Source organism: Methylomonas sp. EFPC3, assembly GCF_029643245.1.
GTDB lineage: Bacteria > Pseudomonadota > Gammaproteobacteria > Methylococcales > Methylomonadaceae > Methylomonas > Methylomonas koyamae_B.
Genome location: NZ_CP116398.1, coordinates 4,404,158 through 4,418,576, shown reverse-complemented (window position 1 = coordinate 4,418,576; position 14,419 = coordinate 4,404,158). Strand labels below are relative to the sequence as shown.

The window sequence follows — 14,419 nt, the reverse complement described above, 5'->3', positions numbered from 1 at the left end:
AGTGTCACCTCACCTATATTTAGCACTTGACCCTATAGTAACTATAGGGTCTCAAATTAGCAAGAATCAGGGCGGGTTGCTGCCTTACATGCTTATGCGAGGACGAAAAAATGACCAGTTGTTGTGAAAATAAAAGTTGCGAGTTAACCGCTATGCGCCAAAACCACAGTCGGGTACTGTGGATCGTGCTTGTCATCAATGCGGCCATGTTTTTTGTGGAAAGTGCAGCGGGACTCCAAGCGCACTCAACTTCGTTGCTTGCCGACGCGCTGGATATGCTGGGCGACTCACTGGTATACGGCTTCAGCCTTTTCGTGCTGGCCCGTTCGGAACGGTGGCAGGCGATGGCGGCCGTGTTGAAGGGCTCCTTCATGCTGGCCTTTGGTCTTGGCGTTCTCGGGGAAGCCGGTTACAAAGCATTGAACCCCATCATGCCAAGTACCGAAATGATGGGGATCGTTGGCACTTTAGCGTTGCTTGCCAATCTGGTCTGCTTTTTCCTACTCTACCGACACCGTAGCGATAACCTCAATATGAGATCGACCTGGCTGTGTTCACGCAATGACTTAATCGCCAATGTCGGGGTCCTGTTAGCTGCTGGTACAAGCTACCAGCTCTCTTCGCGTTGGCCAGACATCGTCGTTGGAACTCTAATCGCCGGATTGTTTCTTCATTCTGCGTTCGGCGTTTTACGACAATCAGCCCGAGAGCTGCGCAGCATTGACAAGTCTTAGCACGCGATTTTCCATTTTTTGCTTTCTCTAATAATCCCCCGACAGAGACCAGTTGGGGAGGATTTTTATTGCCAGGCGGCCCAGCAACGGATTTCCCGATTTTTCTTGAGCGCTCAAGCGGTCACATCCTTAAATTTCGTGCTCTTCAGGACTTTGGATAGTCATCTTCAAATGATATGCGAAAATATCGTAAACTCTATTTCACATCAATTCAGCTAATTTTTAGCCTCGAATTTTCTGAAAGCGCGCCACAACATCAGATCGTAGGCAATCTTCAAAACCCCGCACCCCACCAATGGAAGCGCAAAAAAACCAGTTGTAAATAAAGCCCCTCCTAGCGTTGGACTGAGCGAAGACGCCAAGCTCCGAGGTACCAATGTAAAACTAGCCGCCGCCGCTCTCTCTTCAGGGGTCACCGCCAGCATCACAAATGCGCTTCGAGCCGGCACATCCATCTGGGATAATAAGGATCGCAGCAACAACAAACCGAGTGCTGTTTCGATGTCAGGCGCAAATGCGGCCCCGATTAGACTGAGATTTGCAGGGATGTGCGTGAACACCATGGTATTGATCAGTCCAATCCGTTTTGCCAAGTGTGGTGCAACCAACTGGGATAAGGACGTCAGCAAACCGGCCCAAAAGAAAAACGAACCAGCTGCGGCTAATGACAAATCGAAACGCTTGAATAGCCAAAGCGCTAACAGCGAATTGACGACTAATCCGCCAGCGAAGGAATCCAGGGAAAACAAGGTCGCCAGTTTTATCACTACTGACTTGGATGGTCCTAATGGCTGCGCTGGCTTTCGCTGTTCAGTATGTGACTGTGGTAAGCGTCTATACAGTAGCCAAATAGTAAAGCCGATAAGACTATAAAGGACAAACATGAATCGAAAGCCATCAAGTCTGTTGATGTCAATAGTTTGGACAAGATAATCTGGCAGTCCCGCCGATAAAGCACCCAAAGCCGCGAACAATGCACCGATAAGGCTATAACGGGCAAACAGTGCTGTCCGAGCTTGATCGTGGGCCGCCTCTGCCAGTCGAGCATGTTCAAGTGGCAGAAACAAGCTGACGTCACCGGAGCTGGGATTGAGCGTACCAATGAAGGCAATCATCAACAATGGCCAGAATGACGTTTGACTGGCAAAGGCGAACCCAGTCGAGATCATCAATAGCGCAGCAACTAGCAGTAATTCGCGATCATGGACTTTATGCCCCCAAGTTCCCACCGCCAGTGTAGCCATGGCCGATCCTAACAGTGTCGATGTTGCTATCGCCCCCACTTGCCACGTGTCAAAACCCAAGGCCAATAAATATGCGGGCAATAACACCGCAACAAAGCCATCGGAAAAAGCCCGCAATGCCCGTCCAACAATGATGGGCAATATGGTCTTGTCTACGCTGGCGGGTAATAGCAGATGTTTAAGCAAAATTATTCTACGTAATCAGTTGGTCATAGCCAATGAGCTCTTCTCAAACGCCAATAAAGCAATGTGCTACCCAAAAACACGATGCCAATTACTATGGGGTAACTGAATTCCCAATCCAATTCAGGCATGTGCTTAAAATTCATTCCATACCAACTAAAGACCATGGTGGGTATTGCAAGTATTGCCCCCCAACCGGCCAGCTTTTTGACGACATCGTTCTGCCTGACAGTTTCAAAGGTCAAATGAACTTGCATGGCGGCAAGCAACATTTCCCGCATGCTGTGAATGCTTTGATGGATACGTTTGATATGGTCGGCAATATCACGGAAATACACCCGCACATCTTTAGGAATCATGTCATTATGAAAACGCATTAACTCGTTGCAGATGTCGATCACCGGTGTGATAGCGCCTTCTAATAAGAGTAATTCACGTTTTAGTTCGTATAGGCCTTCCATGGTTTGCCGGCTGGGTTTGTATTGAAAAATCGCCGATTCCAAAACATCGAAACGGGTCTGCAAGCCATCGATCACAGGCATGTGGTTATCGACGATGAAGTCCATGATCGAATACAGCGCAAATCCAGGTCCTTTGGCTAATTGCTGCGGCATAGCTTCACAACGCAATCTGACTTTGTTCAGGCTGTGCGAGGCACCATGTCTGACCGTGACTAAAAATCGAGGGCCGAGAAACACATGTGTTTCACCAAATTCCACACTATCGTCGCCAAGTTGAGCGGTATTTAGCACCATAAATACCGAGTTCTGATATTCCTCGATTTTAGGCCGCTGATGAGCGGAACAGGCATCCTCAATCGCCAGATCATGCAATCCGAATTCTTCCTGAATTTTTAACAGCAACTCTTTGTTCGCTTCCCGTAAACCCAACCATACAAACGTGTGTTCGCGTTTCAACACTTCGCTGATGTCTTCTAACGTAACATCACCGATGCTGATGCCATTTTCATAGGCCACGCACTTCATCACCATGCTGTGGTCGATATTATTTGTCACAAAATCCCTCCTAATTTGGAAATAGTTTGACGACTCAAACCTTGATTGTGCAGATTATCCGCGCCCCTAAAACTCCATTTTTTCAAAGCAGGCCGGCATTACTGATACTGCTGATCACTCTCGCCATTATGGCAGTTGCCCTCAATCTGCCATTCTCGCCTATCACCGTCGCTCTGGGTTTCGTCGCGCGACCAACTGAATACAAGGCTCGGATTGACTCTGTCGAGCTATTGCTCGCTGACTCAACTAGTTAAAACTTGGTTTGTAAGACGCTATGGGTATAACTACGAAATACGAATTTCCATTAATGCAAAAGCTTTTTGGAACATCCCGGCCTAAACAATCCACAAAATTTGCATGATCACCGCTATTCAAAGGCCTGTGCTAAACACCTGTCCACTCGTTTTTACCAACATCCGATACTGGTAACCGTGGGACAAAAAGCCGATAAAGAATAGGAACCAACAATAAGGTCATCACGGTTGCGCTAAACAAACCCCAAACAATGACCGTTGCTAATGGCCGTTGAACATCGGAACCCAGGCCGGTCGCTAAGGACGCAGGTACCAAACCAAGAATAGCCACCAGCGAGGCGATCAAAATTGGACGCAAACATCGGACTGAACCCTGCCGAATCGCCTCTTCGAGGGCTATTCCCTGCAGCCTTAAATCAGTGATGGTACGCACGATGAGTACACCGTTCATGATCGATACGCCAAATACGGCAGCGAAACCCACCCCCGATGAAACATTGATATTCATGCCCCGTAGGTACAAAGCGACCGCCCCACCAACAAAGGCAAACGGGATGGCCAACAGCAATATCAAAGCGGCTCGCTGGGATGCGAACATTGCTAACAACAAAAGATAAATCACCGCGATAGTGGCCGGTACCAGTAACTTGAAGTGCTCGCCCGCACGTTTGAGGTTTTCAAACATGCCTAACCAAGTCGCTCGGTAGCCTGGCGGCACCTGGATTTCTTGATCAAATAAGCGCTGAGCCTCGGCGACGAATCCACCTTGATCGCGACCCACAATATCGCTTCGTACGGTCAGTCGGCGACGACCATCGGCTCTGGCGATCATGGTTTGTCCATCAACGATGTTAATGCGAGCGACCTGAGCTAATGGAATCGGTACACCATCGGAATTGTAGACCGGCAAGCGACCCAAGGCTTGCGGCGAGTCCAGATGTTCAGGGGCAAAACGCGTGGCAATGTCAAAACGGCGTTCGCCTTCGTAAAGCGTACCAATTGGCGCACCGCCAATAGCGGTATCGATCAGCAAAGTGACATCTTCAATACTGACGTTATAACGGGCGCATAACGCTCGGTCGGGCTCGATCACTAACTGAGGCTGCGGCCCCTCTTGTTCTATGTTGACATCCATAGCGCCGGGTACCTTTTTGAGCAGGGTTTCAGCGCGACGGGCCAGACCTAGTAGCACATCGGAGTCCATCCCAGAAAATTCGATGGCCATATTGGCCGAGGTGCCATTGGCATCTTCGGTCACGCTATCAATAATCGGTTGGGTGAAGTTAAAACGGGTGGTCGGAAACTCGCTACGAAAACGTGTACCCAATGCGGCGACCAATTCCTGCTTGCGTGTAAATTGTGTCCATTGATCGCGGGATTTGGGGCCAACCATCATCTCAATCCGGCTAGGCGGATAAGGATCGGTACCGCTATCGTTACGTCCGGTTTGCACGGCGACGAATTCAATATCCGGGAATTCCAACGCGACTTGCCGGAGACGCTGACCAAACTGCGAGGTTTGCTGTAATGACGTGCCTTCCGGGAAATTGGCTCGCACCCAAACCACGCCTTCGTCCATGTAAGGCAAAAACTCGCTGCCCATGCGTGGTACGACTACTGCGAGTACAGCGAACAATGCCACCGTAGAACTAATGACCATGGGCCAGCGGTGATGCATCGCCCATGACAAAACCCTCGCATAGTGTTCCGATAACCAGATCAATACCGGGTTTTCCCATTCGCGATAGCCATTACGAAACAGCATGGTAGCCAAAACAGGCACAACCAACAAGGCAAACAGCGCGGCACCGAGCAGCGCGAACACGATGGTCATTGCCATGGGTCGAAACAGCAAACCTTCGATATGGGTCAAGGTTAACAGCGGTAAGAACGCACCAACGACCATCAAAATCGAGAAAAATACCGGACGTTCGACTTCCAATGCCGCAGCCAACACCGTTTGGCCAACACTACGGCGTTCGTCGGAAACCGCGTGTTCTCGCTCGTCCAAACGCCGAGCGATGTTTTCCGACATGATCACCGCACCATCAACAATAATCCCAAAGTCGATAGCACCAATCGATAACAAGCCTATTGGAATACCGGCACCGTACATCAGCACCAAAGCGAACAGCAATGAAAATGGAATGGTCAATGCGACCAGCATCGCCAAAGACGGACGCCCCAAGAAGGCCAGCAATACCAGTACCACCAAGCCTATGCCAAGTGTCACACTATGGCTAACGGTATGCAAGGTGCTATTGATCAGGTTGCTACGATCATAATAGGGTTCAACCCGTACACCTTCGGGCAAGCCTTCGTTATTGAGTTCGTCGACGGCGGCTTGGACGCGGCCCAAGACTTCGGACGGATTTTCGCCCTTGCGTAGCAGCACGATACCTTCGACCGCTTCATCGGTGGTGTTTTTACTGAAAATACCCGCTGGCACTTTGGAGTCCAGGCGCACATCGGCGACATCGCGAACATAGATAGGCGTTCCGCCAATTGACTTGATAAAGATTGAACCGATTTCCTGTTCACTTTGCAGCGCTCCACGGCCACGAATCACAAAGGACATGCTGCCGCGAGACAGCACGCTGCCGCCAGCACTAGCGTTATTGGTCTGAATGGCTTCCACCACATCATTGACCGACAGGCCGTAACGTAACAGTTGCGCAGGATTCAACAACACGCCGTGCTGTTTTTCGTAGCCACCGAAATTCGATACCTCGGCCACGCCCGCCGCTCTTAGAAAACGGGGAATTACCACCCAATCGTTGAGGGTGCGCAATTCCATCAAGTCATAACGGCCATCGGAAACCAGTTCATAGCGCAGCATCTCGCCATAGGCGGTGGCCAATGGTCCAAGTTCCGCTTCAGCACCATCCGGCAAGGCTAAACTAGACAGTTTTTCCTGAACCCGTTGTCTAGCCCAATAGCTCTCGGTGCCTTCCTCAAAGATCATTTGTACCACCGACAAGCCGAAGATGGTGCGGGAACGTATGGTCTCGACCTTGGGCACATTGCGCATGGCGATTTCGACCGGAATCGTCACTTGCCGTTCCACCTCTTCCGGCGCACGCCCAGGATAGGTAGTAATCACCTGCACCATCTGCGATGAAATGTCGGGATAAGCGTCAATCTTCATCTGGCTGAACGACCACAGCCCAAGTGTGACCAATGCCATCGCGCTAATCAGCACGATCCAGCGGTAGTGCAATGCGGTACGAATCAACGCGGCAATCATGGCTGACTGGCTCCGCTGGTTGCTGGACTTTGTTGTATTTTCAACAATGCCTGTACGACTAAAGGTTTCAACAGAATGGCACCATTGCCAATCATGCGTTCGCCGCCCGTCAAACCATCCAGAATTTCAACCCGGTCTCCAGCCCGCTCACCCACCTGAACTTCGGTGACTTTCCAGATGCCCGTTTGGGCTTCGGTCAACACATAATCGCCATCCGTGATATGCAGAATGCCATCTGCGGGTGCCAATATTGCTGTCCTAGGATCAGTGCCCAGGCCAATTTCAGCGTACATACCCGGCTTCAACTTGTTATCCGGGTCGTTCAACTCAAAGTACACCCTCAATGTGCGTCGTTCGGGCGACAGTGCGGGCGATAAGCTGCGTACCGTGCCTTTGAATACTTGGTTGTTTAAACCATAAAAGCGGGCTTCACAGCCTTGCCCGACAGCAACCAAGCCAATACGGACTTCGGGTACATCGGCCATGACCAGCGAAGCGCCGGTCGGGACTTTTTGCAACAACGCTGGATCAATCCCAGCTTGTAATAAATGCCGTTCGAAATCGGCATGGCTATGCGTGGCTTGGGTCAACGCGCTTTCGGCCTCGAAGACTGCTTTTTGTCCTTCTAACTGGGTTTGCAACAGGCTGGCTTCGGCGGCGCTTAAATCACGCGCAGCCTCGGTGCCGGTTGCCACCAATTTGCGCAAGCGATCCACGACCTTGGTTTGCGAAGTAAGTTGGGCTGCGGTCAATTCCCGCGTCTTGGTCAACTGCTTGGCCGCAAATTCCATTTCTGTCCCGGCTTTTTGCCAATCCGCATAGATGGCCGATAACTCGACGCTACTGAACTGCCAACGATCTTCAACCAGCCCGACACCTGAACGAAGACGTGCCATGACCGCCCCTGTCACCGACAACAAAGGCGAGCTGATGCGCTCCTGTTTCACCGTCGTCAGTTCCAGCTTTTTCTCCAGCGGGATACCCGGTTGCACAGCAATCAAACCTGGTCCGGCCAGTGACACCGCATCGACTTTTGGACTGGGTTTATCGGGCAGGTCTTGCCCTTGCCATCGCCACACGGCTACTGCGCCGATACCGACAGCCAATAGCCAAATGGCGGGTTTTAATTTTAAAAAAGTCAGTTTTTGATTTGAAAATGGGGTTGTCATTTTAGAACCTGTTTACCCAGAGCGGCGTTGAGTGCATAAAGTGAATGCCAGTAGTTGGAACGACCGGCGATATGAAGCCGATAGGTTTCACGATAGGTACGCTGTGCATCCAGGACTTCCATTAACGTCTTGCCACCCAATTCATAGGCGGTGCGAATTTTGTCGCGGACATTACGCGCCGCTTCGAGCTGACCCGGATCGTCACTGATGAGTACCTGGTAAGCGCTTTCATAGGCTTTAATCGCTTGGTCGATTTCAGCGCGAAGGTTAACGAGTTGGGCACTCAAATTGAGTTCTGATTGAACTTTGGCCGACCTTGCCTTGGCAATGTTGCCCTGATTGCGGTCAAACAACGGCACCGTCACGTCCACCCCAATACCCCAGGAGTTGGCATCGGGATAACCGATAGCCTTTTCCTGAAATTGGCGGGTATAACCGACTTTAGGCGTAATGGCCGGATAAGCGCTGACTTCCGCCAGCTCGATGTTGGCTTCGGCTTGGGTTATCTGGTGTTTCAGCGCCTGGATGTCTGGGCGATTGTCTTCGGCAATGGCAAAGATGGCTAAAGAATCGAGCGGAGTTATAGGTGACGGCACATCCAGGCTGCCGTCAATTTTTAAAGGAACCGCCTGTGTATAGCCCAAAAAGCTACGCAATCGGCTGAATGCACCTTCCAGCGCAACTTCACGCGCACGCACTTCACGACGACTGCTGAATATGGACAAACGCACACGATCCAGTTCAACGGTGCCGACACCCCCCAATTCAACGCGATTGGCGGTTATTTTCTCTACTTCGGATAAATTGCTGAAATCTTCGCGCGCCAATGCCAGCGCGGATTGGGCTTCCAATACGTCATAAAACGCGGCAATCGTACCGGCAATCCGCTGGCGAACCAGCTCGGAAAAATCAGCCGCTGCGACATCGACGCCTTTCTCGGCGGCCATCACCGCCGCTGCGCGTTTACCAAACAAAAACCAATCCACCGGAAACGACATGCCGATGTCGAACTGTGGCGGACCGCCTTGACGGTCCACGGTGAAGGGCCTATTCAATGGCATCAACGAGCCACTGGTCGACAGACTTGGATTGGGCGGCAAATCTGCTGTGACGACATCCGCTTCGGCTTGACGCACGGCTTCAACGCCTGCGCGAATCTGTGGGTCGGCTTCCAGCGCTAATTGGATGGCAGCATTCAGCGACAGTTCGTGTGCCTCGTCGGGTGTACTTTCGACCGGACTATTTTTTGACGCACGGCTGGCGACAGACTCACTGGTCGATTGGTCAGCGTCGTTTACGAATAACGGTAATGGAACCGCTTTAGTATCCTCGGCGATACATTCGAGTCCGCTCATCGTCAGTGCTGCAAAAAGCATCGTTCGCAAGGCAAAATGCTTTTGTGCCCGTTTTGAAGGCTGTCGAGAGCAGAAGTCGTTATGCCACGCCAACGTCGTAGTGTTTTTAGTTGTTTTCATATCTACTGTAAAAACCAAATAATGATCCATTACTGCCAACCATAGCGCCTAGCAAAAATGCCTTTCATGGATTGCGTCAGGATGGCGTAGCCCAGCAAGATCGCCAGAAGCCAAGGGAAATAATCCAAGGGCAAGGCTTGCAGTTTGACGTAATGTGCCAGGGACGACATGGGTAAAAGGACGCCCAAAACCATCACCAATGCTGTCATAGTTAACAACGGCCAACCTGGAAAACTCTGGATGAAAGGGATTTTCCGGGTGCGTATCATGTGGACGATCAGCGTCTGAGAAAGCAATCCTTCGATAAACCATCCCGATTGGAACAGAGCTTGCTGATCCAGGGTGTTATAGCCAAACACGAACCACAACAGACAATAGGTGCTGATATCGAATACCGAACTGATCGGCCCAAAGAAAATCATGAAATGGCTCAGTAGTTCAGGTTTCCAGCGCTGAGGTTTCTCCAGCAGTTCCTTGTCGGCATGGTCGAACGGAATGCCCACTTGCGAGATGTCATAGAACAGATTTTGTACCAAGAGATGCAAGGGCAGCATCGGTAGAAAAGGCAGAAAGGCGCTGGCCACCAGCACCGAAAAGACGTTGCCGAAATTGGAGCTAGCGGTCATTTTGATGTATTTCAGCATGTTGACGAAGGTTCTGCGTCCCTCTATCACGCCTTCTTCCAATACCAACAAGCTCTTTTCCAGCAAAATAATATCGGCGGCTTCCTTGGCGATATCGACAGCGGAATCCACGGAAATGCCAATATCGGCAGCGCGTAACGCCGGTGCGTCGTTGATGCCATCTCCCAGAAATCCGACCACATGGCCTTGATTTCGTAATATCCGCACGATACGTTCTTTATGGGCAGGGGTCAGGCGAGCGAAAATGGTGTTCGCCTCGACGACGCTGCCCAAGGTAGCATCATCCATGTCTTCGGTTTGTGGGCCTAGCACGGGCGTATTGATTGGCAAGCCAACTACTTTGCATACCTTGGCGGTCACCAATTCGTTGTCGCCAGTGAGAATTTTGACATCGATACCGTGGTCTTTGAGCGCTTGCAAGGCGGGTGCGGCGGTTTCCTTGGGGGGATCGAGGAAGGCAATGTAGCCAACCAATGTCAGCCCCGCTTCATCGGCGATGTTATAAATTTCGCGTAGTGGCTCGAATTCGCGAATGGCGACGGCAATGACCCGCATGCCATCGTCATTCAAATCGCTGGTGATGGCTCTTATAATGGCTAAACGGTCTTCGTCCAGCGCTTCGAACTGATCGCCATGCTTAATGTGGGAGCACACGGCCAGGATTTCCTCTACGGCGCCCTTGCAGATCAGCAAATGACGGTCCTGCTGTTCACTGACGACGACAGACATGCGGCGGCGATGAAAGTCGAATGGAATTTCATCGATCTTGCAAAAGTTTTTAGTGACTTCGAGTTCCCGATGAATCTCGCCATGCTCCAGTACCGCAACGTCCAACAGGTTTTTGAGGCCGGTTTGGTAATAGCTGTTCAGATAGGCATATTCCAGCACTTCATCCGATTCTTCGCCAAACAGGTCTGAATGTTGTTCCAGAAACACTCGGTCTTGGGTCAGGGTGCCGGTTTTATCGGTGCAGAGGATATTCATGGCTCCAAAGTTATGGATGGCATCCAGACTCTTCACCACCACTTTTTTATGCGACATGATCACAGCGCCTTTAGCCAAGGTAGCCGTAACGATCATGGGTAACATTTCCGGCGTTAAGCCGACCGCGACCGACAGTGTAAACAAGGCGGCTTCCAGCCAATCGCCCTTGGTAAAGCCGTTGATCAGCAACACAATGGGCGTCATCACTAACATGAAGCGGATCAATACCCAACTTACCTGATTGACACCGGTTTGGAAGGCGGTGGGAGCCCGATCCGTGCTGACCATGCGTTGAGCCAATGTGCCAAAATAGGTGCGCACTCCGGTCTCGACCACCACCGCATGCGCCGTGCCGCTGACGACATTGGTACCCATGAACAGAATGTTGTCGAGTTCAATGGCGGTATGGGCATTGGGGTTGCTGGGCTGCACGAATTTTTCCACCGGCATCGATTCGCCGGTGATGGCCGCTTGATTGATAAACAAGTCTTTGGCGGCCAGCAGACGCAGATCGGCGGGTATCATGTCACCCGCCGACAATACCACCACATCGCCAGGCACTAATTCGCGTATTGGAACTTCGATTGTCCGTGCTGGCTTGGGGTGCAAGGTGACACCGTAGAAGCGTTCCGTATCGACGGCAATACTCTCGGCGATATCTCGCCGCAGGACGGACGCGGTATTGCTGACCATAGTCTTGAGTTGCTCGGCGGCGCGATTCGAGCGGTTTTCCTGAACAAACCGCAGTACCGTTGACAACACGATCATCAAGGAAATGACGATGGCGGCTTTCATGTCCTCGGTAAAATAGGAAATCGCTGCCAAGACTGTTAGTAGTAGGCTGAAGGGATTGCTATAGCAATGCCAAAGATGTAACCACCAGGGGCGGGGTTTTTCGTGATCGACCTCATTGAAGCCCACTCGTTCACGTATTGCGGTCGCTGTCACCGAATCCAGTCCATGGGCGTGGCTATTTAATTCAATAAGCAATGCATCAGGCGTTTTGAGTGCTGCACTGGTTAACGACTGCGACAATGCAGCCGGTACCCCGCCTTTAGCCAATGGTGCGCCGTGAAACATTTCCAGTATCGCCAGACGCCGGAAATGCCGGGTAAAGTGTTTTTTGACCAGATGGCCGCTTAACATGGCTTTGAGCATTTCGAATTTCATGGTCTTCTCGCGGCAGCGTTAAAAATTAGACGATATAAATTGTCCTAGTAGGCGATGGTTATGATAGCGATTCAGGATCGGGCCATTCCTGAATTCCTCTTCAGGAACGGCATCGGCAATGCGGTGCAAGGTAAACTGGTAATTGATTTTTGAATTAAAGGCCAGCCAGTCAATCCGACTAAAACGACAGTTATCATGAGAATTTTATTGGTAGAAGACGATAGAAAAGCGTCTAGCCTGTTATTGCGAGGCTTGGTTGAAGAGGGTTTTGCCGTCGATGCCGCTTATTCGGCTGAAGAAGCAGCGAAATGCCTGAATGCGCAGGACTATCGATTGATCATTTTGGATTGGTTTTTGCCGGGCAAGCAAGGCGTCGCCTGGTGTGGAGAGCTTCGAGAAAATGGCGTTCGCGTGCCGATTTTGATGCTTACCGCTCGAGATGCATTGCAAGATCGCGTCGAAGGGCTCAACGCCGGTGCTGATGATTACCTGACCAAACCGTTTGCGTTCGCAGAACTGTTGGCTAGAACCCGCGCATTGCTGCGACGTTCAGAACTGATCCAACATCTCTCCCTCAAGGTAGATGACCTAACCTTAGATACACAAACGCATCGGGTGACGCGGGGAAAGCTAACCATTAACTTGACCCAAAAGGAATATGCCATTTTGGAGATATTGATGCGCCGCACGGGGGAAGTGGTGACCCGCCACGAGCTTGCAGAACAGCTATGGAAAAACGACCATATTGGCCTTGATAACCTGATCGATGCCCATGTCAGTAATCTGCGCAGGAAAATTGATTATCCAGGCATTCCACAACTCATTCACACCATACGCGGTCGGGGTTTCCGATTGGCAATCAGTGATGCCTACGATGCTTAAATTTCGAACACGACTTATTTTAAGTCACCTGACCGTTATCGTTGTTATCCTAACTTGCAGCGGTTTTGCCGCGTACTGGATGCTTTCCAGAGCGGTTCATCATCAGCTCGATGCCGCCTTGCTGGCTGTCGCCGAAACGGAAGCGGCGATGTTGAAATCCAACCAACAGCAACCCATCAAACTAAACGAAACAATGGCGGGGACCGATCAGCTGTCTTTTGCTCGTATCGACCGGCTGGTGCAGGTCATTAATTCCCATGGCGAAGTGCTGGCTCGTAGTGCCAACTTAGGTTCCTCACAATTACCTGCATCGTCAGCCATTTTGGCACGGCTTGCGGCTGGAGAAACCGTCTTCGAAACGCTCTCCACGTTTGGCGATGAACCCGTGCGTATGGTTTCAATGCCTATTAATCAACTGGATGCACCCATCATCATTCAGGTTGCAGGATCACTGGATGATGTGCGCAATGTACTGAATGCTGCCAGCCTGCTTTTCGTTGTTATGACGCTAGTTTTACTTGCCTCTGTTGGTGGCGTTGGGGCCTCGTTAACCCGTAAGGTATTTCAAGCCATAGACAATATTGTTCATCAAGCACACCGCATTAATGAAGCCAATTTGAGCGAACGCTTGCCACACCCCGGCACTCGCGACGAGATTGGCAAGCTGGTCGATACCTTGAATGAAATGCTTGACCGCATCGAGCGTAGTTTTGAAGTTCAACGTCGGTTCACCGCCGATGCATCTCATGAACTGCGTTCGCCGTTATCGCGATTACGAACGGAACTTGAAATCAGCTTACGCCGTCCCCGCGATACCACGGAATATCAGGAGACATTGCAATCCTGTCTGGACGAAGTTGCGCGATTGACCACGATTGTCGAGGAACTGCTTGTCCTAGCCCGCTTGGATGCTGGCCTGGAACGCAGTTCAGTAGAGGCGGTTCCGTTGAATTCGATCATCCAAACAGTGGTGGAACGTATCCAGCCGATGGCCGATAAACGGGATATTCTAATTATCGTTGAATCCCTGAAACCAATCATCGCAAAAATTGCCCGTGGTTCTTTAGACCTGATTCTGACCAATCTATTGGATAACGCTATAAAGTTTTCTCCGCCTGGCGGTCGCGTGACGATTCGATTGGATGTAGAAGAAACCGAAGCGGCGCTTAGCGTATCCGACACAGGGCCAGGGATTAAGCTCGATGAACAACAGCAACTATTTGAACGTTTTTACCGTGGATCGATTGCCAGAACAACTGATGTTGCAGGCGTCGGTCTCGGCTTAGCGCTTTCACAGGCTATTGCGCGTAGCCATGGTGGACATATTGATGTATCCAATATTGACGGTGGCGGAGCCATTTTTATCTTCAAATTTCCTTTGGCCCCATTCAGAGAACAACACTGCATCTAGCTGTTC

The 14,419-nt window shown here is 50.9% G+C and carries 9 protein-coding genes; 3 read left to right on the top strand and 6 right to left on the bottom strand.

Features of this window, described 5'->3' with window-relative positions; genetic code table 11:
- The first annotated feature begins 152 nt into the window (after positions 1-152).
- Positions 153-734 (top strand): cation diffusion facilitator family transporter, encoded by a 582-nt coding sequence (locus PL263_RS20230; RefSeq protein WP_278211062.1) that lies wholly within the window; start codon positions 153-155, stop codon positions 732-734.
- 215 nt (positions 735-949) lie between these two features.
- Here PL263_RS20230 and PL263_RS20225 read toward each other — a convergent pair whose 3' ends face one another.
- From PL263_RS20225 to mgtA, 6 genes are all read right to left on the bottom strand, one after another.
- Positions 950-2,164, bottom strand: a complete 1,215-nt coding sequence (locus tag PL263_RS20225; protein ID WP_278211061.1) for an MFS transporter — start codon at positions 2,162-2,164, stop codon at positions 950-952.
- 23 nt (positions 2,165-2,187) lie between these two features.
- A complete protein-coding gene (locus PL263_RS20220; RefSeq protein ID WP_278211060.1) occupies positions 2,188-3,177 on the bottom strand; it encodes a magnesium and cobalt transport protein CorA in 990 nt (329 codons plus the stop codon).
- Positions 3,178-3,561: 384 nt separating this feature from the next.
- Positions 3,562-6,678 (bottom strand): CusA/CzcA family heavy metal efflux RND transporter, encoded by a 3,117-nt coding sequence (locus PL263_RS20215; RefSeq protein ID WP_278211059.1) that lies wholly within the window; start codon positions 6,676-6,678, stop codon positions 3,562-3,564.
- Positions 6,675-7,847 carry an efflux RND transporter periplasmic adaptor subunit gene (locus PL263_RS20210; protein WP_278211057.1) on the bottom strand — a complete coding sequence of 391 codons (1,173 nt, stop codon included), beginning with the start codon at positions 7,845-7,847 and terminating at the stop codon, positions 6,675-6,677. Before PL263_RS20210 ends, PL263_RS20215 begins: the two co-directional genes overlap by 4 nt.
- Positions 7,844-9,352, bottom strand: a complete 1,509-nt coding sequence (locus tag PL263_RS20205) for a TolC family protein (RefSeq protein WP_278211056.1) — start codon at positions 9,350-9,352, stop codon at positions 7,844-7,846. Before PL263_RS20205 ends, PL263_RS20210 begins: the two co-directional genes overlap by 4 nt.
- On the bottom strand, positions 9,352-12,120 hold the full coding sequence (gene mgtA, locus PL263_RS20200) for a magnesium-translocating P-type ATPase (protein WP_278211055.1): 2,769 nt from the start codon (positions 12,118-12,120) through the stop codon (positions 9,352-9,354). The genes PL263_RS20205 and mgtA overlap by 1 nt, the downstream gene beginning before the upstream one ends.
- A 195-nt stretch (positions 12,121-12,315) precedes the next feature.
- Here mgtA and PL263_RS20195 point away from each other — a divergent pair, with 195 nt between their 5' ends.
- Together PL263_RS20195 and PL263_RS20190 are read left to right on the top strand one after the other, a co-directional pair.
- On the top strand, positions 12,316-13,002 hold the full coding sequence (locus PL263_RS20195; RefSeq protein WP_278211054.1) for a response regulator transcription factor: 687 nt from the start codon (positions 12,316-12,318) through the stop codon (positions 13,000-13,002).
- A complete protein-coding gene (locus PL263_RS20190; protein WP_278211053.1) occupies positions 12,986-14,413 on the top strand; it encodes an ATP-binding protein in 1,428 nt (475 codons plus the stop codon). The genes PL263_RS20195 and PL263_RS20190 overlap by 17 nt, the downstream gene beginning before the upstream one ends.
- Positions 14,414-14,419: the final 6 nt, after the last annotated feature.